This window comes from Clostridium sp. AM58-1XD (genome assembly GCF_003464085.1).
In the GTDB taxonomy this organism is placed as follows: Bacteria; Bacillota; Clostridia; order Lachnospirales; family Lachnospiraceae; genus Lachnoclostridium_A.
Genome location: NZ_QSDR01000027.1, coordinates 1 through 21,999, shown reverse-complemented (window position 1 = coordinate 21,999; position 21,999 = coordinate 1). Strand labels below are relative to the sequence as shown.

Annotated in this window: 20 protein-coding genes and 2 pseudogenes; 2 read left to right on the top strand and 20 right to left on the bottom strand. The window is 47.6% G+C overall.

Annotated elements, in window-relative coordinates; translation table 11 throughout:
- Positions 1-17: 17 nt before the first annotated feature.
- The 8 genes and pseudogenes from DXA13_RS15620 to DXA13_RS21995 all read right to left on the bottom strand — a co-directional run bounded on the left by DXA13_RS15620 (position 18) and on the right by DXA13_RS21995 (position 7,645).
- Entirely contained in the window at positions 18-755 is a 738-nt protein-coding gene (locus DXA13_RS15620; RefSeq protein ID WP_118245857.1) for a 16S rRNA (uracil(1498)-N(3))-methyltransferase, read from the bottom strand.
- Between the two features lie 43 nt (positions 756-798).
- Positions 799-1,755, bottom strand: a complete 957-nt coding sequence (gene prmA / locus DXA13_RS15615; RefSeq protein ID WP_118245789.1) for a 50S ribosomal protein L11 methyltransferase — start codon at positions 1,753-1,755, stop codon at positions 799-801.
- A 78-nt stretch (positions 1,756-1,833) separates the two neighbouring features.
- Positions 1,834-2,592: a TSUP family transporter gene (locus tag DXA13_RS15610; RefSeq protein ID WP_118245788.1), complete on the bottom strand. Its 759-nt coding sequence runs from the start codon at positions 2,590-2,592 to the stop codon at positions 1,834-1,836.
- Positions 2,593-3,063: 471 nt separating this feature from the next.
- The gene (locus tag DXA13_RS15605; protein ID WP_118245786.1) at positions 3,064-3,450 is read right to left on the bottom strand and encodes a hypothetical protein; all 387 of its coding nucleotides are present in this window, start codon (positions 3,448-3,450) and stop codon (positions 3,064-3,066) included.
- A 57-nt stretch (positions 3,451-3,507) separates the two neighbouring features.
- Positions 3,508-5,279, bottom strand: a pseudogene (locus tag DXA13_RS15600) (ABC transporter ATP-binding protein).
- Between the two features lie 134 nt (positions 5,280-5,413).
- A complete protein-coding gene (locus tag DXA13_RS15595) occupies positions 5,414-7,156 on the bottom strand; it encodes an ABC transporter ATP-binding protein (RefSeq protein WP_118245784.1) in 1,743 nt (580 codons plus the stop codon).
- Between the two features lie 4 nt (positions 7,157-7,160).
- Positions 7,161-7,313, bottom strand: a complete 153-nt coding sequence (locus tag DXA13_RS22000; RefSeq protein ID WP_243009174.1) for a hypothetical protein — start codon at positions 7,311-7,313, stop codon at positions 7,161-7,163.
- A 92-nt stretch (positions 7,314-7,405) separates the two neighbouring features.
- Positions 7,406-7,645: a helix-turn-helix domain-containing protein gene (locus tag DXA13_RS21995; protein ID WP_243009173.1), complete on the bottom strand. Its 240-nt coding sequence runs from the start codon at positions 7,643-7,645 to the stop codon at positions 7,406-7,408.
- Positions 7,646-7,871: 226 nt separating this feature from the next.
- Here DXA13_RS21995 and DXA13_RS15585 point away from each other — a divergent pair, with 226 nt between their 5' ends.
- Positions 7,872-8,537 (top strand): hypothetical protein, encoded by a 666-nt coding sequence (locus tag DXA13_RS15585; RefSeq protein WP_118245781.1) that lies wholly within the window; start codon positions 7,872-7,874, stop codon positions 8,535-8,537.
- Between the two features lie 116 nt (positions 8,538-8,653).
- On the opposite strand, the pseudogene ugpC reads toward DXA13_RS15585, so the two are convergent.
- The 9 genes and pseudogenes from ugpC to DXA13_RS15540 form a co-directional block, all read right to left on the bottom strand.
- Positions 8,654-9,761 (bottom strand): annotated as a pseudogene (gene ugpC, locus DXA13_RS15580) (sn-glycerol-3-phosphate ABC transporter ATP-binding protein UgpC).
- Positions 9,762-9,791: 30 nt separating this feature from the next.
- The gene (locus DXA13_RS15575) at positions 9,792-11,129 is read right to left on the bottom strand and encodes a sugar ABC transporter substrate-binding protein (protein ID WP_118245780.1); all 1,338 of its coding nucleotides are present in this window, start codon (positions 11,127-11,129) and stop codon (positions 9,792-9,794) included.
- Positions 11,130-11,225: 96 nt separating this feature from the next.
- On the bottom strand, positions 11,226-12,059 hold the full coding sequence (locus tag DXA13_RS15570; protein ID WP_181995706.1) for a carbohydrate ABC transporter permease: 834 nt from the start codon (positions 12,057-12,059) through the stop codon (positions 11,226-11,228).
- Positions 12,060-12,072: 13 nt separating this feature from the next.
- The gene (locus tag DXA13_RS15565) at positions 12,073-12,672 is read right to left on the bottom strand and encodes a sugar ABC transporter permease (protein ID WP_118245776.1); all 600 of its coding nucleotides are present in this window, start codon (positions 12,670-12,672) and stop codon (positions 12,073-12,075) included.
- Positions 12,673-12,695: 23 nt separating this feature from the next.
- Positions 12,696-12,959 carry a sugar ABC transporter permease gene (locus tag DXA13_RS15560; RefSeq protein WP_118245774.1) on the bottom strand — a complete coding sequence of 88 codons (264 nt, stop codon included), beginning with the start codon at positions 12,957-12,959 and terminating at the stop codon, positions 12,696-12,698.
- Positions 12,940-13,650: an FAD-dependent oxidoreductase gene (locus tag DXA13_RS22540; RefSeq protein WP_181995705.1), complete on the bottom strand. Its 711-nt coding sequence runs from the start codon at positions 13,648-13,650 to the stop codon at positions 12,940-12,942. Before DXA13_RS22540 ends, DXA13_RS15560 begins: the two co-directional genes overlap by 20 nt.
- Positions 13,572-14,321 (bottom strand): FAD-dependent oxidoreductase, encoded by a 750-nt coding sequence (locus tag DXA13_RS22535; RefSeq protein ID WP_118245772.1) that lies wholly within the window; start codon positions 14,319-14,321, stop codon positions 13,572-13,574. Before DXA13_RS22535 ends, DXA13_RS22540 begins: the two co-directional genes overlap by 79 nt.
- 24 nt (positions 14,322-14,345) lie before the next feature.
- On the bottom strand, positions 14,346-15,674 hold the full coding sequence (locus DXA13_RS15545) for an FAD-dependent oxidoreductase (protein WP_118245770.1): 1,329 nt from the start codon (positions 15,672-15,674) through the stop codon (positions 14,346-14,348).
- 69 nt (positions 15,675-15,743) lie between these two features.
- The gene (locus DXA13_RS15540) at positions 15,744-16,451 is read right to left on the bottom strand and encodes an SIS domain-containing protein (protein WP_118245768.1); all 708 of its coding nucleotides are present in this window, start codon (positions 16,449-16,451) and stop codon (positions 15,744-15,746) included.
- A 431-nt stretch (positions 16,452-16,882) separates the two neighbouring features.
- Between DXA13_RS15540 and DXA13_RS15535 the strand changes: the two genes are divergently transcribed.
- Entirely contained in the window at positions 16,883-17,665 is a 783-nt protein-coding gene (locus tag DXA13_RS15535) for a PhzF family phenazine biosynthesis protein (protein WP_118245766.1), read from the top strand.
- 109 nt (positions 17,666-17,774) lie between these two features.
- On the opposite strand, the gene DXA13_RS15530 is transcribed toward DXA13_RS15535, so the two are convergent.
- The 3 genes from DXA13_RS15530 to DXA13_RS15520 all read right to left on the bottom strand — a co-directional run bounded on the left by DXA13_RS15530 (position 17,775) and on the right by DXA13_RS15520 (position 21,402).
- On the bottom strand, positions 17,775-19,229 hold the full coding sequence (locus tag DXA13_RS15530; RefSeq protein ID WP_147348041.1) for a DUF6034 family protein: 1,455 nt from the start codon (positions 19,227-19,229) through the stop codon (positions 17,775-17,777).
- A 155-nt stretch (positions 19,230-19,384) separates the two neighbouring features.
- Positions 19,385-20,737 (bottom strand): HAMP domain-containing sensor histidine kinase, encoded by a 1,353-nt coding sequence (locus DXA13_RS15525; protein ID WP_118245762.1) that lies wholly within the window; start codon positions 20,735-20,737, stop codon positions 19,385-19,387.
- Complete coding sequence (locus DXA13_RS15520; protein ID WP_118245760.1) at positions 20,734-21,402, bottom strand: response regulator transcription factor; 669 nt, start codon at positions 21,400-21,402, stop codon at positions 20,734-20,736. The genes DXA13_RS15525 and DXA13_RS15520 overlap by 4 nt, the downstream gene beginning before the upstream one ends.
- Between the last annotated feature and the right edge of the window lie 597 nt (positions 21,403-21,999).

Sequence of the window (21,999 nt, the reverse complement as noted above, 5' to 3'; positions counted from 1 at the left end):
CATCCTGTATCAATCCCTTAATCCTCCAGTGAAAACATCAGTATGGACAGCACCGCCATACCTGCCGTCTCCGTCCTCAGTATCCTCTTTCCAAGCGTAATAGGGCAAATCCCTTTCTTCAAGGCAGCCTCAATTTCCGAGTCTTCAAAACCACCTTCCGGGCCGATAAAAATCCCCGCCTTCATGCCTGTGCGGATCCCGCCGATTAATTCTCTCGTCTCAGCCATATTTTCCGCATGTTCATATGGGATCAGATTTCTGTCAAACTCTTCGGCGTATGAGAAAGCCTCTTTCAGGCTCATAACATGCGTCACCCTCGGGACCACAACGCGGCCAGACTGTTTCGCAGCGCTTTCTGCAATGGTATTCCACCGTTTCACTTTCGCTTCTTCCTTCTTTTTATCCAGCTTTACGACCGTTCTTTTCGTGAATACGGGAATCACCTCCCATACTCCAAGCTCCACGGCTTTCTGAATAATCAGCTCCATTTTGTCGCCTTTGGGCAGGCCCTGAAATAAATACAGCTTCGTCTTCAGCTCCGTTTTGCCCCGTTCTGCGGAGAGTATGGCAGCAGAGACATAATCGTCACCGAGCTCTTTTACCTCGCAGAGATAATCCATGTCTTCACTGTCGCTGACCCGAATCTTTTCTCCCGCTTTCATGCGGAGTACATTTTTCATATGGTTGACATCCGGCCCGGTAATCGTGATTTCATTATCTCCGATCTTGTCCGGAGTCACAAAAAAATGGAACACGTCTTCCTCCTTACCCATCCCTGCAAATCTGCACGGAAAGCTCTTACTTCTTTCTGGCCGTAACAGACACCCATTCTCCCTGGTATGTCACTTCCACGATCTCAAACCCATCATTGGCTGCAAACGCCTCTCTGACAGCTTCTTCCTTCATATTGATAATGCCGGAAGTGATAAATATCCCGTCTTTTTTTATATGAACCGGGATCTCCTTCTGGAGCATGATGATCACATCAGCAAGTATGTTTGCAACTGCAATATCATATCGTTCATAGCCTGCTGCGTCCTGTATCGTTCTGTCATCGATGATATTGCCCTGTACAACGGTAAAATGTTCCTCGTCGATATCATTGGCTTCCATATTTTCTCCTACGGCCGTAATCGCATTTTCATCCAGATCCGTGCCGAATACGCTTCCTGCTCCCAGTTTTAACGCCGTAATTCCGAGAATTCCGCTTCCGGTGCCCACGTCCAGCACGCTGCAGCCTGGAGTCACGTATTTTTTCAGCTGGCGGATGCACAGCTGCGTCGTTTCATGCTGACCCGTACCGAATGCCGTTCCCGGATCAATCTGTATCAAAAGCTTATCTTTATCCGTTTCCGGAATTTCTTCCCATGTCGGCTTAATCAGGATGTCGTCCACTGTAAACGGTTTAAAATACTGTTTCCAGTTATTGATCCAGTCTTTATCCTCTGTCTCAGATGTAGTAATCGTCCGTTCTCCCACGTCTACAAACTGGCTGATCTCATCCAGACCGTCTTCAATTGCGCCTAAAATCCGTTCCAGATCAGTTAAATCCTCCAGATAAAAACTGACCCTGGCCCTTCCGTCGTCCGGCGGCAGCTCCGGGAGGATATCAATAAACATCCCCTTCGTTTCCGATTCGGTCAGAGGTACATTATCCTCAATTTCAATTCCCTCAATGCCGATTTCATCGAACATGCTGCTGATAAAATCCACGGCTGCCGTGGTTGTATTCAGTGTGAATTTCTTCCATTTCATATGGCTTTCCTGCCTTTCTTCATTATTCCTCTATGATTTCTCTTTAATATTTTTTCTTTTATCGAATCCATGTAGCGGCTATTTCGCTATCAGTTCGCTGATTACTTTTATAAATAAGATGATAAGGACAAGCAGGATAATTGGCCTTACGACCTTCTTTCCACCTGCCATAACCATTCCTGATCCGATATAATGGCCGGCAATACAGAATAATCCCGCTGCAAGGCCAAGAGAAAAATAGACTTTTCCGCTGAAAATGAACGTGATCAATGCCGACACGTTTGACGACAGGTTCAGAACTTTCGTAACGCCGGAAGCGCTCTTGATATCCATTCTGGCTGCTCCCGTCAACAGGAGAATAAGAAACGTTCCCGTTCCAGGGCCGTAAAATCCGTCGTAAATTCCGAGAGCCAATGCTACGGCGATCGTTACGGCAGTCTTCTTTCCCTGCGTCAGCGTTCCTGTTCTTTCATTGTCACCCATATTTTTATTTCTCAAAACATAGATGGCCACGATCGGAAGAATAATCAGCATCATGTGGCGGACGACCGATTCGTCCATGCGGAGCGTGATCTTAACTCCCAGAAATGCCCCGATCACGGAAGCGACGGCAGCGGGGATGGCCACTTTAAAATCCACATATCCGTTTCTGATAAACCGCGTTGTGGAAACAACCGTTCCCATCGTCGATCCCATCTTATTCGTGGCCAGCGCGGAATGAGGCGGAACTCCTGCAATCAAATAGGCTGGAAGAGAAATCAGTCCTCCGCCTCCTGCAATCGAATCTACAAGGCCGGCCAGAAAGATTAGCGGGCATACAATCAAATACTGTTCCATGACATTTATCCTTATCTGTATTTTACTTTATTTCAGTCCACATTTTGAGCCCATATATCGCTCAAGATGACACGGCAGTTTTGCTGCCTTTTATCCGGTGCCGGATATGTTTTGACCTCATGTCAGTGGGGGATATATGCCCACCACTGCCGTTAAACTTGCCTTTGGCGATTCATCCATCCACTTGTAGAGGTGGGGGAATCCTCGCACATTTTGATGAAAGTCCCGGATGGCAGCCATGAGTCTGCGTCAGCAGACATTTCTGTTCACGGCAAAAAGGCCGTGCTGACACACAGACCTTTCTCCTTGCCGCGCTTATGAGCCTCCGGCGGAACTTAGCGCCCGGCTTTCTGCGGTGAACGCAGAAACCGGTATGCGCATGATATGATATCCGTTTTCGCGCATATCATATCATAGAAAAAGGGCTGCCGCAAGGATTTCCCGCAAAGAATGTCATAATCCGACTTCTGATCAGTCAATTTTTCCTCCGCCGCTGACGTCATAAAATCCCACGTCATATACCATTGCCAGTTTTTTTGCTACGTCGCGCGCCTGTTTTTCCACGCTCCACGCAAAAGCGGCATAGATCACGCTGCGGCCGATGGTGTAATCGGTCAGATGCATTTCCAGCTCCGGATTGTCTTCCAGCGCCTCATCTTCCGGTGCGAATTCCCCGTTCATCGGAGGGAAATTCTTAATCATTTCCATGAACCAGTCCCGGAGGTCCGGAGAAGCTGTGCGGATATCGTCATATCCGTGATCCTCCGCCCATTCCGTCTGTTTTTCAAACCATTTCATAAATTCTTCCTTTGTCTCAGGCGCTTTTGACCTGTCAAATACCATTAAATCATAACTCATCTACTATCCGCTCCTTTTCTGTCCGTAATCCGATTTCTTTCGCCGAATCCAGTCCGCTTAGTCCAGTTCGCTTAATCCGGTATAAAGCTCATAATATCTACCTTTCGCTGCAATCAGATCATCGTGGCTTCCTCGTTCGATGATTTCTCCGTTTTCCAGGACCATAATCGCATTGGCGTTGCGCACTGTAGACAGCCTGTGGGCGATGACAAAGGTGGTCCTGTCGGCCATCAGGCGATCCATTCCCCGCTCGATATGCTTTTCTGTTCTCGTATCCACGGAGCTGGTAGCTTCATCCAGAATCAGCACAGGCGCCTTCGATATGGCTGCTCTCGCTATATTTAATAGCTGTCTCTGACCCTGGCTCAGGTTGGCCCCGTCGCCCTCCAGCATCGTGTCATAGCCGTGAGGCAGACGTTTAATAAAGGAATGGGCCGATGCTGTTTTCGCCGCCTCTATCACCTCTTCATCCGTAGCGTCCAGCCTTCCGTACCGGATATTTTCCATTACCGTCCCTGTAAACAGGTGGGTGTCCTGAAGGACCATAGCGATGTTCTCTCTCAGGTTATTCCTCTTAATGCTGCGGATATCCACGCCGTCAATACGGATACTTCCCGACTGAATATCATAAAAACGGTTGATCAGATTAGTGATCGTCGTCTTTCCTGCTCCTGTAGAACCGACAAACGCGATCTTCTGACCAGGCTTTGCATAGAGGCTCACATGCTTCAGAATCGTCTTCTCCGGAACATATCCAAACGTAACGTCGTCCAGCACTACATGGCCTATCATCGGATGGAGTTCCACCGATTCCGGCCCGTCCACAGGCTCCGGCTCTTCATCCATGACTGCAAAAACGCGTTCTGCGCCTGCCAGCGCGGAAAATACATTGCCTACCTGCATAGAAATCTCGTTGATCGGCCTTGAAAACTGCCTGGAAAAATTCAGAAATACCGTCAGTCCGCCCACGTCAAATCCCTTTAATACGCACAGTACGCCTCCGATACATGCAGTAAGCGCATAGTTTACCTGGCTTAAATTTCCCATGACCGGCCCCATAATTCCGCCGAAGAACTGTGCCCTTATCTGATTTTGTTTTAGTCCTCGTTTAAAATACCGAAATCTTCTTCCGCCGTCTTCTCATGGCAGAACACCTTGACGACCTTCTGTCCTGCCACCATTTCTTCAATGTATCCGTTCACAGCCCCCAGCGATGCCTGCTGGGCACTGAAATACTTCTGGCTTCTTCCTGCCACATATCCCCCGGCTTTCATCATAAGAGGGATCATGACAACTGTAATGACCGCCAGCCAGATATTCGTATACACCATAAGAAACAATGTTCCCACGATACTCAGAGCCCCAGAAAACAGCTGGATCAGCGTATTGCTCAGCATTTGTCCGATCGTATCCACGTCGTTCGTAAACCGGCTCATCAGATCGCCGTTGCTGTTCGTATCATAGAATCGGACCGGCAGGCTCTGCATCTTTGTAAACAGGTCTTCGCGGATTTTCTGAAGAGCTTCCTGAGCGATTGTCAGCATAATCCTGGCCTGCAGGTAGTTTGCCGCAACGCCTGCCGCATAGATTACTGCCAGCACAGCCAGTGCTCCCGCCAGTCCTGCCGCATTTCCCCGACTCCCGTCCGTCGGAGCGATATATCTGTTTATAATCGGACGAAGCATATAGGAACCTGCCAGCATAGCAACGGTGTTGACAATGACAAACAGAAATGCCATGACCATTTTCAAATGGTATTCCTCCATATAGGAAAGAAGTCTTTTTATGGTTTTCCCCATATCCTTGGGCTTTCCGCCTCCGGCCGCCATTCTGGCTCCCGGCCCGTGCCCCGGTCCGCGGCGTTTGGGCGCCTCCGCTGCACGGCCGCCGTATCGTTTTCTCAGGCTCGCAGCACGTTCTGAAGTGCCCGGCTGCAAGGTAAGCTGATTCTGATTTTTCATACTCATGCGCCCACCTCCTGTTTCTCTCTGTCTCTCTGTGAATAATAAATCTCCTGGTAGGCTTCACACGTTTCCATCAATTCTTTATGAGTTCCCATCGCCAGAATCCTACCGTCGTCCAGCAGAATAATTTTGTCGGCCCCTTCTACAGAACCGATTCTCTGGGCAATGATAAATTTTGTCGTATCTTTCAGCCCTGTCTGGAAACACTCGCGGATTTTCGCCTCTGTAGCCGTGTCCACAGCGCTGGTGCTGTCGTCCAGAATGAGAATTTTTGGCTTTTTCAAGAGAGCTCTGGCAATACAGAGCCTCTGCTTCTGGCCGCCGGATACGTTGACACCGCCTTGACCCATTTCCGTTTCATACCCGTCCGGAAAAGAGGAAACAAAGCCGTCTGCCTGAGCGCTGTCCGCCATTTTTCTTACTTCCTCCATAGAAGCGCCTTCATCCCCCCACTTGAGATTCTCTTCAATCGTACCGGAGAACAGGACATTTTTCTGAAGCACCATTCCAACTCCGCTTCTTAAATTGTCCAGGGAATAATCCTTCACATCGATGCCGTCGACCAGCACCTGTCCCTCTGCAGCGTCGTAAAGCCTTGGAATCAGCTGTACCATACTCGTTTTTCCGCTGCCTGTGGCTCCGATAATTCCGATCGTCTCTCCCGGCTCCGCCGTAAAAGTAATATGTTCCAGAACTTTCTCATTGTCTTCCTTTTCATAAGAGAAGCTCACATCACAAAATTCCACTCTTCCCTCTGATACAACTGCATCCTTTTGTTCCGCCGTATCGTCCGTCAGATCGATTTCCGTTTCCATCACTTCGCGGATACGCTTTTCCGATGCCATGGCACGGGAACTCTGAAGGAATACCATGGAAAGCATCATCAGGGACATGAGAATCTGCACGATGTATGTGGTAAATGCTGTAAGATCCCCCACCTGCATATCTCCTGCTATGATAATATTTCCTCCGTACCAGACGACAGCCAGTGTGGTTACGTTCATGGCCACCATCATGACCGGCATCGTGACGATAACGATTTTCATGGCTTTCAGGCTCGTTTCCTTTAAATCTGTATTATTCTCCTTAAACTTCTCTTCCTCGTAATCTTCCCTTACGAATGATTTGATTACACGGACGTTGGTAAACGCCTCCTGAATACCGGAATTCAGTTTATCCAGTTTTTTCTGCATAACCTGGAATCTTGGAAACGCGGTCTTTAAAATCAGGCCGATCACAAGACTCAGCACAGGGATTACCACCAGGATTACCATAGCCAGTTTCGCATTCATTAAAAATGCCATAATCAGCGCTCCCACCAGCATTCCCGGCGCCCTCATCATCAGGCGCAGCGCCAGCATGATGACGTTTTGCACCTGCTGAATGTCGTTCGTCAGCCTGGTGATCAAGGAACCTGTACTGAAGTCATCAATATTTTTAAATGAAAAGTTCTGCACTTTGGCAAAGAGGTCATTTCTCAGGTCGCTTGTAAAGCAGATCGATGCCTTTGCCGAAAAATAGGCTCCGCCAATTCCTCCTGCAGCCATAACGACGGCGACAAGGGCCATGACAATTCCGATCCGTATGATGTATCCGACATCCTTTTCCGTGACTCCGTTATTGATGATCATCGACATCAGCTTAGGAAGCATGATCTCGCCGAATACTTCCGTAAGCATGAGAATCGGCCCAAGAATGAATGCACTCATATAAGGCCTTACGTATTTTCCATATCGTTTCATAATATCACTCCTCTCTTTCTGTCTGAGAGACGGCATTCAGCAGATTGTTCTGCATCCGTTCCAGGCAGGCTGCAAACAGCTCAACCTCTTCCTGTGAAAAGCCGGCGAAAATAGCCTCTTCCACCTTCTGGAACACAATGTTGCTCTTCTCAATCACTGCGCGTCCCTTTTCTGTCATGTAGATATTGTTGAAACGGTTGTCTGCTTTATCCGCCTCTCTTATAATATACCCGCCTTTTTCCAGTTTCTTTAAGGAACTGCAATTGTGGCCGTTGAGACGTGGTGGCGCATGGCGATATCCTTTTGGGAAGCTTCCGGAAAACGGGCGATATCCATAAGGATCTGATGCTGGCTTCTGTAGACTCCCGTCTTATTCAGCAGCCGCTCCAGCAGCAGGCGGTGGAGGCGTACGACATAGACCGCCTTTTCCACTGTTTTATGCACGCTGAATTCTGCAGCCGATTCCCCTCTATTCTCTCTGTATCTCATATTCACTCCTTCTTTCTCCACTCTTCACATCCGCTTGATCAGCCAGCCGAAACCGCCGCAATAATTAGCCTATTAACAATTAGCCTTCTTATTATTAGCTAGCTAATTATTATATTATATTCCTACACATGGGAAAATGCAACAGGAAAAATAAGTGACTTTCTCTTTTGTATGTGATAATATAAATCTTCAGAGATTCTTCCGATGAAAGCAGTGAGGTACTTATATGAATACGATTATGAAAGCTGGAAAAAAGAAACCGGTCATCCGATTCTGCATTGGACTGTTTTTCATATTGGCGGCTGCCGCCTTCTGCGCCCTGTTTTTCCGGCTGCGGGGCAGCATTTCCGTAAAACCACTCCAAAGCGCCGGTTTTTCCGAAAGCGTTTATTATCTCCAGAAGGACCCCTTATGGGCCGGTGACCGCCTTGGCGATTCTGAATTTACAATGGCTTCTTCCGGTTGCCTTACTTCCTGCCTTACAGGCGTCATAAAACTGACAGGCATCATAATTCCTGAACTGGAAGCGGTAAATCCCGGCAGCCTGAACCGATTCTTCGCTACACATCACGTATACGACGGTGCCGGAAATATTCAGTGGAAACAGCTGGAAGCCGCAATCGGCAGAACGGTAGTTACAAAGTCGGCTTCAGAAGTTACGGCCGGCGGACTGGAAATGCTTCTTTCCCAAAATATATGTCCAATCGTGCGCGTCCGGGTAAAAGGCCTTGGAAGTTTTCATTATGTGCTGATTACAAAAAGTGATGGCCGGCAGTTCTGGTGTATGGATCCTCTGAATTCAGAAAAGCAGCCTGTACCCCTGTCACAATTCGGCAGCCGAATATATGCGGTCAGATACATCCTTCCGGAAGGCCGAGACGGAGATATCTGATCTTACTTTCATCTTATCCAATGTAAAATCAAGAAAGAGAGCGTTTCGTCGCTCTCTTTCTTGATTTCCATACAGCAGTTTCACACGGCCTGTATTTTGTCATATGGAACTGTATTTTAATTTGTAATTGTCTTTCCTGTATCCTGATCAAAAACATGTATTTTCTCTATGTCCATTTGAAACACGGCCCGGTCTCCCGCCTGAGTTTCGTATTTGGACTGACTCTTGCAACGATCTGTGTCTGATTAACCTCAAAGTACAGGAATACTTCCGCTCCCAGCAGTTCGTAAACGTCTACAGCCGCAGGAATTGCCCCGCTGCCTGATTTTGCGCAGTCTCTGCCTTCTGTTATATCTTCCGGTCTGATCCCCATGACAACACCCTTGCCTTCATAGCCGCCCTTCAGCAGCTTTTCCGACTTTCCTTCTGAAAGTGCAAATTCATTACCTGCTGATAAAAGAACAGCCACATTTCCTCTGCGTTCACAAACCGTATTCAAAAAATTCATCTGAGGCGATCCGATAAAACCAGCGACAAATTGGTTCACCGGTCTGTTATACAGATTCTGCGGCGAATCGATCTGCTGTACGATTCCGTCCTTCATAACTACAATTCTGGTTCCCAGCGTCATGGCCTCCGTCTGGTCATGAGTTACGTAAATAATCGTCGCTCCAAGTCGCTGATGGAGCTTCGCGATTTCCGTTCTCATTTGCACTCTGAGCTTCGCATCCAGATTGGACAACGGTTCATCCATGAGAAACACTTTCGGATTACGCACAATTGCCCGCCCCATGGCGACTCTCTGTTTCTGTCCTCCGGAGAGAGCTTTCGGTTTTCTTGAAAGAAGCTCTTCCAGATCCAGAATTTTCGCAGCTTCCCGTACGGCAGTATCAATATCCTTTTTCTTCATCTTCCTCATCTTCAGGGAAAAAGCCATATTTCCGTAAACCGTCATATGAGGATACAACGCGTAATTCTGGAATACCATGGCAATATCGCGGTCCTTCGGTTCCATATCATTGACCGTTTTCCCATCGATCTGAGGTCCCCTGAGGTAATCGTTTCGAGACCTGCAATCATTCTCAGCGTCGTAGATTTTCCACAGCCTGACGGGCCCACAAAGATAACGAATTCCCTGTCCTTTACCTCCAGATCAAAGTCTTTCACCGCGTTTACGCCGTTCGGATAGACCTTGCAGATATTTTTTAGAGAGACACTTGCCATAATCCTCATCTCCTTCTCGTCTTTTCTCAGTTACTTATCCGCATTGTAGTCTTCACATGCCTGTTTTACGATCGCCTCCACATCGCTGTCCGGGTCTGTAATGATCTGCTGCACCGCCAGAGACAGAATTTCACTCAGATTGCTGAAGTCTACCGGAGCGACTCCGATCGTTCCGCTCTCTGAAACATAGTCTACAAACCATTTGATTCTCTGTCCGTTAGGGTCGGTTTTAAAAAACTCATCCTCCATGGCCGACTTGCGGATCGGAACCTCTCCCGATATTTTTGCATAAGTGGCCTGACTGTCTGCTTCTACAAAATTCTTTATATATTCCCATGCCATCTCCGGATTTTTGCTGTTTTTCGGTATTCCCAACGCCCAGTAACTGATGTATGACGGCCCCGGCACGGTTCCATCTTCGCTTGGAAGCGGAATCAACCGCAGTTTTTCCTGACCGATTCCCTCGATATATTTCGATGATCTGTGGCTTCCATCCCAGTACATAACGGCTCTGCCTGCCGTAAACATGTCAGATGTTTCGTCATATTTGAGACTGGCTACATTACCTGGTACAATTTTAGCGTCAAAAACCATCGATTTAATCATTTTAAATGCTTTCATCGCTTCCGGAGAGTCGAATACCGCCTTTCCGCTCTCATCCAGCAGCTTTCCTCCGTAGCTTTCCACCATGGGCTGAAGGTAATCAATGGCAGCCGGCTGTGCCGCAGATCCCCAGAGCATAAAGCCGGAGGCCGCATTGCTGTTCGCCTTTTTCGCCACTTCTATGAATTCGTCCCACGTTTTAGGATCTTCCGTAATTCCAGCATCTTTCAGGATATCGTCTCTTACGTACAGGCCGTAAGGAATAATCGACATGGGAAGCGCATATTTTTTTCCGTTAAAAGTGCCGATCTCATCCCACATAAGGAAGTCCGCTTTTGTAGCCTCGTCGAAATCCCTCTCTATGAATTCATCCAGCGGCATCAGCGCATCGGCGTTTGCTTCGATGCTCAGAGACTGCATGCGGACAAATGTAACATCAGGAGGATTACCGGATTCCACAGACACGAGAAGTTTCGGTTCTACCTGCTCCCATCCGACGATTTCCGACGTCAGGCCGTATCCTGTTTTCTCTGTAAATGTCTTTAAAAGCTCTCCAGCCCCCTTTTCCCTTGGAGAATCTCCTCCCGGCTTTAAAAATCCAAGGAGGGACAATGTCTTTTCCCCTTCCGTTTTTGCTTCCTCCCTGCTTTCTGCCTTAGCTTCTCCAGGAACCTCTTCCTTCGCGCCGTCCTGGCCGCCTCCGCACGCCGCCAGTGAACCTGCCATAATCCCCGCCACCAGTAAACTCATCCATTTTTTCTTCATAAGTTCCCTCTCCTTTTCTTAGATTCGTATATATATTACAGGATCAAAAGACCTTTCGACCCCAACACCTTGTGTACAAAATTCATATGTTCCCGATCAGCTGGCGCTCAACGTGCCTGCGGTCATTCCCTGTACAAAATATTTCTGAAGAATCAGAAAGATTATGACGATGGGCAGGATTGAAATGATACTGGCCGCCGACAGCGCTCCCCATTCTACCCCATAATCTGTTTGAAACAGATGAAGGGCTACCGGCAACGTCCTCATCCCTTCTGATTTTGTGAGATTAAGGGCCAGTATAAACTCGTTCCACGCATTTGTAGCCGCGATGATCCCTCCCGCTATGATCGACGGCTTCATCAGGGGCACAATCACTCTCCAGAAAGCAGTCCATGAATTGCAGCCGTCCAGCTTCGCAGCCTCTTCCAGCGTCTTTGGTATGGTCCTGTAATAGGACTGCATAAGCCATGTCACAAGAGGTATGATAAAAGCAGAATAGACGAATACGAGAATGACGTATGTGTCCAGAAGTCCCAGTTTATTTGCCATAAAATACATGGGCATCGCATTGGCAAAACGTCCCACCGCCATGCCTGCCAGGATTACGAACATCACAAATCCTTTTCCCGGAAAATTATATCTGGCCGCCCCGTAACCTGCAAACATGGAAACCAGCAGCGTTACCGCCACAGAGGCGACGGTGACGATCGTGCTGTTCAGCATAAATTTCAGGAAATGATCCTGCATAAGCACTTTGATATAGTTTTTCATCGTGGCGTGGGACGGCAACAGCTTCGGCGGGTACGATAAAATCTCCGAGGTTTCTTTAAACGACGTACTGATCGTCCATAAAAACGGCACCAGCGTCAGCACAATAAACAGCACCAGCAGGGCCTGTATCAGTATTTTTTCTCCAAGCTTTAGTTTCATATCACTCCCCCTCTCAATAATAATCCTCATCTGTAATCAGCTTTTTATAGATAAAAACAAACACCAGATTCAGTACGAGCATAACTGTAGTGAGCGCCGACGACAGCGATATATTGAAAAATGTAAACGTCTCCTTATACAGTCTGATACTCAGAATTTCCGTCGTATACATAGGTCCCCCGCCTGTCATGGAAAGTACGAAGGAAACGATATTGAAAAAGCTCATGGTCAGAACGATAATCATAACGAGCACAACCGACCGTATCAGAGGCAGAGTAATATACCAGATTCTCTGAAACCTGGAACATCCGTCTACAAGAGCCGCTTCTTCCAGTTCTTTCGGTATGGCCGACAGGGCGGCCAGGATCATGACCAGGGAAAATCCGAGGGAACGCCATGCGTTCAGCACGGTTACCGTCACAAGAGGTGTGAGTTTCCCTTCAAAAAAATTGGGAAGGGTGACTCCCAGCAGGTCGCTCCAGTAATAAATGATGCTCATCTGCGGATTCAGGACCCAGGTCCACATAAGAGCCAGAACCACCTCGTTTGTCACCCATGGGATCAGAATGATCGTTCTGTATACGGAATTGGCCCTGCCCGGCTTCCGTATCATGAGCGCCAGTATAAAGCCTGCGATCAGGCGATCAATATGCCGACTACGGTAAAAAACATGGAATTAAACACGTTTGCCCAAAACCGGGAATCATGGAAAAGCTTCAAATACTGTCCAAAGCCTACAAACCGGACTTTCTGGAACACGTTGCTTTCGAAAAGGCTGTAATCAAAGGCGAATATAAGAGGAAAAATCGTCGCCAGGCTGACGATGATAAATGCCGGAGCAATCCACAGCCATCCTTCTCTCCTGCGCCTCGCTTCCGCCTCAGTTATCTTTCTTTTCACTGCGGTCCCCCCTCATCTCTCTGCGACTTTCCGGAAGAGAACAGAACGCCCTGTTCCTCCAGCTCGATCTCAGTTCTTTTATATCGATTTCATGGATATCGTCAATATTTTCCAGTGTTCCAAGAGCGGCGGCCGTTCCGGCCCCCTGGCCTCCTACCATACACGGACCGATTCCCCTAGCCGCCGACTGTGCCTCAAAGGTGGCCGATATGCACTTTCCCACGACCATCAGGTTCGCCATAGAAGACGTCAGGCACCGCAGAGGAATCTCGTACGCCCCGTCGCTGTTCTCATTAAATTCTCTTGTGGACGGGATATGTACGGCGCCTGTGGCATCATGGAAATTTAAAGGATAAGCGCCCATGCCGACGGCGTCCTCAAACGTCTTGTGCTCGACGATATCTTTCATAGTCAGCACGTAGTCCCCGATCATTCTCCTGGCTTCTCTTGCAGCCAGGTCATAGACTTCGGCGATATACGCGTTCTGAAATCCGTCCACATGCTTTTTCAGATATGCCACCACCCGGAACGCTTCCTCTCTCAAAAGGAAGCTGGCCCGGCTGACCTCCATAATATCCAGCGGATTGATACTGGCGCTGGTGCAGTTGAGGATCACGTCGTCATTTTTTCCGTGATAGTAAATCCCCAGGGATCTGGCATATAATCGAACCCGTCCAGCTTCCAGGGACACCAGTATTCAATCCCCCGCCGTATGCCGCCCGTTTCCTTTTTCCATGGGTCATGGTTATCCGTGTTGATGTATTTGTCCAGATATCGTTCATACCGGTCCATGTCCACCCCAACCACCCGGAACATATTGGACGTGCTCTGGGTCGTTCCCTGACTGCCGTGTTCCCAGCGGATTCCCGCCATATTCGCCAGCATAAGGTCGCCTGTGGCATCGATAAAGTATCTGGAACGAATCTCTTTTCTTCCCAGCTTCGACACCACTTCAATTCCCTTTATCCTTCCGTTTTCCATCTTTACGCTGTCCAGAATGGAAAACAGCATGATCTCACAGCCTGCGTCGTAAAGCTCCTTTTCTATCACGAACCTGGCCGTTTCCGGGTCGACTGAGGCAAGTCCTGTGATCCATTTATCACCGTCCCCATGATATTCAAAATAACCGCGTCCCGCTATTTCCTGGCATTTTTTTACCAGTTCATTGGGAATTCCCCCGATTACCTGCTCATAATTATTGTCGAAAAATCCTCCCCACGTCATTCCGATCGCGGACAGGCCGCCGATGTGAGCGCCCGCCTCTACGATCAGTACCTTTCTGCAGCCATTTCTAAGCGCCGCCAGGGCGGCTACGGAACCGGCCGTCCCTCCCCCGACAACTACCACATCATATTCCAGCATAACTGCTTCCTCCCGGACTGTTGATTAAAAAATAACTCCCTGCTCTTCCAGCATCTGACGGAGCTTCCGGATACTGATCTCATGAATATCCGAAACGCCTGAATCAAGCGCCAGGGCCGCGGCCGTCCCCACTCCCTGTCCCTCTACCATACACGGGCCGATCCCTCTCGCCGCCGACTGTGCCTCAAAAGTGGCTGAAATGCATTTTCCCGCCACCAGAAGGTTGGCAATGGAAGTAGTCATGCTTCTCAGCGGTATGTCATAAGCGCCGTCGCTCTTTTCGTTAAACTCCCTCGTTGACGGAATATGGACAGACCCTTCCACATCGTGAATATCCGGTGGATAAGCTCCCATCCCTACTGCGTCGTCAAATCTTCTGTGGACCACGATATCGTCCATGGTCAACACATAATCTCCGATCATCCGTCTCGTCTCCCTGGCCGCCAGGTCGTAAACGGCCGCGATATATGCCTCCTGGAATCCGTCCACATGTTCCTTCAGATATTCCAGCACCTGGAACGCCTCTTTTCTCAGCATATAGCTGGCGCGGCTCAGTTCCATAATATCCAGAGGATTGATACTGATGCTCGTACAGTTTAAGATCACGTCGTTATTCTTGCCGTGATAGTAGATTCCCAGAGATTTCGGCATATTGCTGAATCCATTGGGCTTCCACGGGCACCAGTACTCAATTCCCCTTCTGATCGCTCCTGTCTCCTTTTTCCACGGATCCAGATCTTCCGTGTTTATGTACTGATTGAGAAATTTTTCGTACTTGTCCATATCCACGCCTAAAACCCGGAACATGTTGGACGTACACTGGGTCTCGCCTTCCCGCCCGTGTTCCCACCGGACGCCTGCCTTATCCGCCAGTACCAGTTCCCCCGTGGCGTCGATAAAATATTTGGCGCGGATAGATTCCTTCCCCAGGCGGGATACGACTTCGATCTGTTCAATGCGCCCGTTTTCCATTTTCACCCCGTCCAGAATGGAAAACAGCATGATATCGCAGCCTGTGTCATACAGTTCCTTCTCAATCACGTAGCGGGCTGTTTCCCCATCTACGGAAGCAAGCCCTGTGATCCATTTATCACCGTCCCCATGATATTGGAAATACCCTCTCCCTGCAATTTCCTGACATTTTTTCACCAGTTCATGAGGAATTCCTCCGATTACCTGCCTATAATTATTATCAAAAAATCCTCCCCACGTCATTCCGATCGCCGAAAGCCCTCCCACATGGGAACCTGCTTCCACTAAAAGTACCCTCTGACATCCGTTTCTGGCCGCTGCCAGCGCCGCTACCGCTCCCGCGGTTCCCCCGCCTACAATTACGATATCATACTCCAGCATCCCTGATATTTCCTCCTTCTCACAAATTTACACTTCATTCGTAACAATTCAGACGTCTCGTCCAAACTGTTACAACTTCTCAGACAGCAGGATAAACGCGGTAATGGCAAATGGCACAAACATATTGGACTCCGGAAACTCTACGCTTCTTTCCGATATAATCACAGGAAGATCGGTCTCTGCAGCCGCCCGGCTCCTCTCATTGCTTGTAAAGACAATGGTGTGATACCCCAGACGCTTCGCATGTTTTACCATTTCCACACTCGTTTCTGTCTCTCCCGTATCCGATACGATTACCGCCAGACCCGCCTGTCCTTCCTTGCTTCGGGCCTCCAAAGGCCTGCCCCTGTATGCGATACAGCCGTTCTTTTTTTCCATAATGTGTCTGACAAAAAAGTCTGCAACCAAAGCGGAATCATCGATTCCAAAAACAGAAATGACGGTTCCTTTGCTCATTTCAAAGTATTCTGTGAACTGTTGCTGTAAGGTCTCGCTGTAATTGCGGATAATTGACCTGCACGGTTCTGTGCCCGATCCCAAAAATCCGCTCTGGTTTTCCTCCTCTGTCTGCGCCTGACGCAGATAAAACAACAGATCACGATAACCGGAAAATCCCATTTTCTTCGCCAGCTTTACTAACAGAGCCTGAGAAACAAAATTTCTCCTGGCTACGGCGCTGATTGTCATGTCCATTTTTTCATCCTGTACGTCGTTTTTGATGGAATTTAATACATCCTTCTCTAATACGGAAAGCCTCTCAATGATCATCCTCTGCATCTGTTATCTTCCTTTACGCCTCATCCGTCTGCTTCACCCTTTATATCTCCGGTTTCTATACCGCAATTATAGATATACTGTCAGCCTTTTTCAATATTTTCAAGACAATCATGTCTTTGTTCATGCATTCGTGAGAAAATTCACTATTTTTCCTCCTATTATGCGCCATTATAAGATTTATTTTTTTGTTTCACTTACCTCCAGATTATAGTAAAATGAAGAATAGTAACGCGCAGGAAAAGCGCGATACTATTCGCTACGCCTTGACTTTATAGTCAAGGCGGTTCCCGTATGTTTTTATGGAGCTCGGTTCGAGCGGAATAAAAAAATAGTAACGCGCAGGAAAAGCGCGGTACTATTCGCTACGCCTTGCTTTTGGTCAAGGCGGTTCCCGTAATATAAATCGATTGACGAAAGAAGAGGGATCACACATGAACATGTATTTTGTAGATGCATTTGCTGATCAACTGTTCACAGGCAATCCTGCCGCCGTCTGTTACGCCTCTGAATGGACTGCCGACGAAATCATGCAGAAAATTGCAGCAGAAAACAACCTGCCTGAGACAGCGTTTCTTGTAAAAGAAGGGGAAACATATGCAATCCGCTGGTTTACTCCAAGATATGAAATTGACCTCTGCGGCCATGCCACACTCGCCAGCGCTTTTGTAATTCACAACTTTATTGACAAAGGTATTTCCTCCGCCGTATTCACTTCTCAAAGCGGTAATCTGTATGTGGAATGCAGGGACGGTCTGTATACGCTTAACTTTCCATCCCGCCCTGCCCCGGCGATTGGCCGGCTGGAGGCTGCCGAGCAGGCACTTGGCATTCCTGTTCAGGAATTTTACCTTTCCAGAGATCTGATCGCTGTGGTGGAAAACGAAGATATGATAAAAGAAATGGAGCCTGATTTCTCCAGGCTGGAAGCGCTCGCTCAGGGGGACGGCGTCATCGTGACTGCTCCGGGTAACGATTTTGACTTCGTATCCCGCTGTTTTTATCCAAAATGCGGCGTTAATGAGGATCCTGTAACCGGTTCCGCCCACTGCAATCTGATTCCGTATTGGAGCAGGCGGCTTGGCAGAGAAAAAATGATTGCAAGGCAGCTGTCGGAGCGGGGCGGCACGCTGTACTGCCAGGACCTGGGCGGCCGGGTGCTGATCAGCGGAAGAGCCGTTCTGTTTTATGCTGCGCAAATCAAAGGTATTCTTTAGGAAAATAACAGAAGCGATATCCTGCCAGAAAAACTTCCTATGGAATTAAAAAAGGGACTTTGTACCGGCTGCTATAAACTGCCTGTCAAAGTCCCTTTTTTAGGTACATTTACTCCCTTTTAATCTTCTGGTACTCCTGGTTGACCCCGTCGCTTATCCTGAGATCATCCCTTCCATATATAGTTCCATCCCCAGCGTTCACAGCCAGCAGAAGGCTCTCCTGTTCCGCGCTCAGCTGTCCTTTTGTACTTCCTGAGTCCGTACCGTCTTTATTCACGTATCCAATGGAGGCTGTTCCATAGAATGACCACACCGGAACAAGCCTTCCCGTTCCACTTCCTTTATCTCCCGTTTGATAATCCCACCCGTCATACTCCAGCCGGTATCCAAACTCTACTTTCGTAACATCCGCATAAACACATGACTCCATCCCCTCAGCTGCTATGCTGTACAGGCTTTCGTCATTTGGATAGGAATACTCCGGTTTCATGTTGTGTACGAAATAATAGGACTTCATATACTGCTCAAAAATCTGGCTGACAGCTGAAAACGGCAGAAGAAAATTTTCTTTTTTATCCGTACCAGTTTCATTCTTCTTTACAACCTCTTTATTTATATTTTTAAATTCCAGGAGCGTTCCGTCGCTTGTATACAGGATCTCCATATACTGTACGGGGGCGGATATTTCTGAAAAAGCACTTCTATATCTGTGATTAATTACTGGAATTTCACCGACCGAACGCACATAGACCATTCGGTAGCCGTATTGGGAACTTGGAACCCATCGGCCGCTTTCACTCGAAGAAAGCCTTTTCCACTGACCGCTTTCCAGACGAAAGTCTCCTTCTGAAAAATCTGCTATCAGTTCCTCGCTCCGCTTTTTCAGCTCAATTTCCCGTTTTTCTCTTTCTTCTTCTGTTAATGAAAATCCCGACAGATCCCGGTTATCAAACTCCCCGTTGGTCCCGTCCCTCAACTTCGTATTTGTCAGCCATATCATCGGTGTTCCGTTTCGATTAATCCCCGTATGGAACGAAAAATGATACTGTCCATTAGACGATGTCTCATCCACGTCAAATCCTTCCGTATCTTTTTTGGTATCTTTTTTCGTGTCTTTTATGAGACCGGTATTAGCGGTCCACTCCAACGTTCCAATTTCATTTTCTAAAAGTGTCAGGTATTTTGTATAATCCTCCGTTTGATAACAGGAGGCTTCAATTTCAATTACAGGTGCTTCTGAAACCTTTGGAATATCCACATAAGCGTCTGCCGTTACCTTGATCTGGTCTCCGGATACTTCTGCCTTGTAACGTTCGGGCGCTTCTGTTATATCTTTTATAAGTCCCTTTTCCTGTTCTTCCTCTTCTTGCTTTTTTCCTGATATCGTTTCATTATCGGGCGGCGTTTCGTCTTCGGATACGATTTTTTTCCCTTCTGTTTCTCCTGTTTTTTCAGAAATAATCGGTACCTCCGTCTGTGGGATACACCCTGTAAAGCAGGATATCACGAATCCAGTCATAAGTATGACCGAAATACGTAATCCCTTCTTTCTCATACTTTTCATTGTTTTCCTCAAGTACCTACAGCATTTCTTCCTCACACCGCATCCTCCTCTGCTCTTTTTTCTATTTTTGCATTTCTGTCTGCTGAAACTATCATAGCAGAATTTCCTGCAGAAGAATTCACCGTCATGTAAACCTTTTGTAAATCATATCCTGATCAAACTTCAGGAAACGTGATGCCTACCTCTGTCCCTTCCCCTTCCTTGCTTTTAATCTCCATTGAAGCCCTGTGGAAAGATACAATCCTGTCTGCCAGTGCGAGCCCCAGTCCTGCCCCCTGCTGCTTCCGGCTTCTGGATTTGTCGGCCATATAAAATGCCTTTCTCACATGGGGAATATCTTTTTCCGGTATTCCACAGCCGCTGTCCTGTATGATAACCATCCTGTCCAGGCACGTAATCCGGATATTGCCTCCTTGGTCCAGAGCTTTTATGCTGTTGGAAATAATGTTGTCCAGCAGACTGCCCAGCAGAATTTCATCTCCCCTTACAATAAAATGACTAACCGCCTCATTGTCCAGGCTGATGCGGATTTTTTTATCTGATAATGAAGTTTTATGTTCTTCAAGAACCGGTATCAGGACTTTTCCCAGTTCAATATCCTTCATAGCAATCTCCTGATTTTCATACAGTCCGATCAACTGCAGCAGTTTCCCCGACATCTGATTCAGACGGCCTGCGGAACGGTAAATCGCCTCCAGCGCCTTTTCCTTCTGCAGCTCGTTTAGCCGGACATGCAGAAGGGAATCTGAATATCCCATAATGTTCGTTACCGGAGTTTTCATTTCATGTGAAAGCGCCCCTAAAAGGAGTTCAAGGTCTTCAATCTGCTGCTCAATACGGTCGGACATACGGTTCAGACTGCCGGAAAGAGCAGCAAGCTCATCACCTGAGGTTATATTTACTTTTCTGGAATAATCCCCACGGCTGATGGCTTCCGCCTGAATCCGCAGGTCCTCCAGCGCTTTCAGAATACGGCGGATCAACAGAATCAGAACGGAGACTGCCGTTCCGAATACCAGTAAGAAGATCAGGAAGTACATCTTTATCTGGTCTCTGGCCGATGTCCAGGCAGATGAGATATCCTTTACCGACAGCACGGAAAATCCCTGGGGATATTCCAGCTCTCCTTTCATAATCAGTATGTACCTGCCGCTTATCTTCTGTATTGTATACGCCTCTTTTAGCGCCGAGGGATTTGTAATGTCGTAATCCGTCATGTTTTTCATACAGATGTCGTCCTTCAACAGCGCATATCCTCTCTGATAACATCGTTCAAACTGATATTTCAGATATGCATCCCTAGCCAGTTCCCCCATTTCATCAAAATCTTCTCTCGTTCCAACCTGACGAAATGCACGTTCCGCAATGGCCAGCTTTTCCGTTTCATTTTGAACAATGCCTTCTATACTCGCTTTCATAAACTGGCTGACGGAAAACGCTCCGCAGATTAGAAAAGACAGAAAAAGTACTGCTGTCACCAGACCTATTATTTTTGTCCTGATCTTCATACTCCGTCATCCTCAAATAAATATCCGCCTTTTGGAATCGTCACAATATTTCCGCAGGTTTTCAGCTTCCTTCTCAGTTTTGCTACATGGACGTCAACGGTTCTCGTCTCTCCGTAAAATTCTTCTCCCCACACGAGGTCAAGAAGGGTTTCTCGTCCCAGCATAATATTGCGGTTTTGAAGAAATACTGTCAAAAGCTTATATTCTGTCGGTTTTAAATGCACTTCTTTCCCATCCTCATAAACTGTATGGCGTTTTAAATCCACAGTCAGGCCCCTGCAGGTAAGTTCATTTTTTCTTTTTCCCGTACGCTCCAGTACTTTTTCCATGCGTACCAGAAGCTCCAGAACTTCAAATGGCTTTACCATATAATCTTCTGCTCCCATTTTAAGCCCCTGTACCTTACTGAGCACGTCTGCCCTGGCGGTCAGGCATATGACGGGAATGTCTTGTTTTTTCAACGGTTCAATAAGAGAAAATCCATCTTTTCCAGGCAGCATCAAATCCAACAGTGCCAGGTCATAGCGACCGCCTTCCAGCAAACGGGACTCTGCCTGATCACCTTCATATACAGGATCAGCCTCGTAGCCGGCCGCTTCCAGATTCATGCAGATTAAATCGGATATATCTATATCATCTTCGATCACTAAGATTCTATTTTTCATCAATCGTTCCCCTTTTTAGCGCACGGCTTTCTGCGGCAGGCGCAGAAACCGTTAATGCGCTGATATAATGCCGCTTTGCGGTCATTATATCATAACCGCTGCGCGGTCATGTGCCTCCGGCGGATTTTAGCGCACGGCTTTCTGCGGCAGGCGCAGAAACCGTTAATGCGCCGATATAATGCCGCTTTGCGGACATTATATCATTTCCCCGTCGCGAAATCTTTATCGAAATGTAAAATATTTTGTAGCTAAATATTTTATAATGTACATGACATGCCGGCTGCTCATCCGTCTGCTGTTGCCGATAATCAAGTCATGGTAAGACAATAGCGGAATTCGGCGGCTTTCCACAGCTGAGGTGTGTTCACGTTGTAACAGCAGACGGTAGAATTCATGAAAAACTCATAAAAATCGGGGCACGGTATCCTTCTGCTTCTGCACAGAGTACCATGCCCCGGTTCTATTAATCCCCAAGGAGCTCCATCAGGTCGCTCTTTGAGAGGCTTGCGAGGGAAACGGTTCCCTCTGATATGATCTGCTCTGCCAGGGTCTTTTTCGACTCCTGAAGAGACAGGATATTTTTCTTCGATCGTGTTC

Excerpts from the sequence above, each read along its gene's own strand:
- prmA (WP_118245789.1), bottom strand. The coding sequence starts at position 1,755 with ATGAAATGGAAGAAATTCACACTGAATACAACCACGGCAGCCGTGGAT.
- DXA13_RS15610 (WP_118245788.1), bottom strand. The coding sequence starts at position 2,592 with ATGGAACAGTATTTGATTGTATGCCCGCTAATCTTTCTGGCCGGCCTT.
- DXA13_RS15605 (WP_118245786.1), bottom strand. The coding sequence starts at position 3,450 with ATGAGTTATGATTTAATGGTATTTGACAGGTCAAAAGCGCCTGAGACA.
- DXA13_RS15595 (WP_118245784.1), bottom strand. The coding sequence starts at position 7,156 with ATGAAACGATATGGAAAATACGTAAGGCCTTATATGAGTGCATTCATT.
- DXA13_RS21995 (WP_243009173.1), bottom strand. The coding sequence starts at position 7,645 with ATGAGATACAGAGAGAATAGAGGGGAATCGGCTGCAGAATTCAGCGTG.
- DXA13_RS15585 (WP_118245781.1), top strand. The coding sequence starts at position 7,872 with ATGAATACGATTATGAAAGCTGGAAAAAAGAAACCGGTCATCCGATTC.
- DXA13_RS15575 (WP_118245780.1), bottom strand. The coding sequence starts at position 11,129 with ATGAAGAAAAAATGGATGAGTTTACTGGTGGCGGGGATTATGGCAGGT.
- DXA13_RS15570 (WP_181995706.1), bottom strand. The coding sequence starts at position 12,059 with ATGAAACTAAAGCTTGGAGAAAAAATACTGATACAGGCCCTGCTGGTG.
- DXA13_RS15565 (WP_118245776.1), bottom strand. The coding sequence starts at position 12,672 with ATGATACGGAAGCCGGGCAGGGCCAATTCCGTATACAGAACGATCATT.
- DXA13_RS22535 (WP_118245772.1), bottom strand. The coding sequence starts at position 14,321 with ATGCTGGAATATGATGTGGTAGTTGTCGGGGGAGGGACGGCCGGTTCC.
- DXA13_RS15545 (WP_118245770.1), bottom strand. The coding sequence starts at position 15,674 with ATGCTGGAGTATGATATCGTAATTGTAGGCGGGGGAACCGCGGGAGCG.
- DXA13_RS15540 (WP_118245768.1), bottom strand. The coding sequence starts at position 16,451 with ATGCAGAGGATGATCATTGAGAGGCTTTCCGTATTAGAGAAGGATGTA.
- DXA13_RS15535 (WP_118245766.1), top strand. The coding sequence starts at position 16,883 with ATGAACATGTATTTTGTAGATGCATTTGCTGATCAACTGTTCACAGGC.
- DXA13_RS15530 (WP_147348041.1), bottom strand. The coding sequence starts at position 19,229 with ATGAAAAGTATGAGAAAGAAGGGATTACGTATTTCGGTCATACTTATG.
- DXA13_RS15525 (WP_118245762.1), bottom strand. The coding sequence starts at position 20,737 with ATGAAGATCAGGACAAAAATAATAGGTCTGGTGACAGCAGTACTTTTT.
- DXA13_RS15520 (WP_118245760.1), bottom strand. The coding sequence starts at position 21,402 with ATGAAAAATAGAATCTTAGTGATCGAAGATGATATAGATATATCCGAT.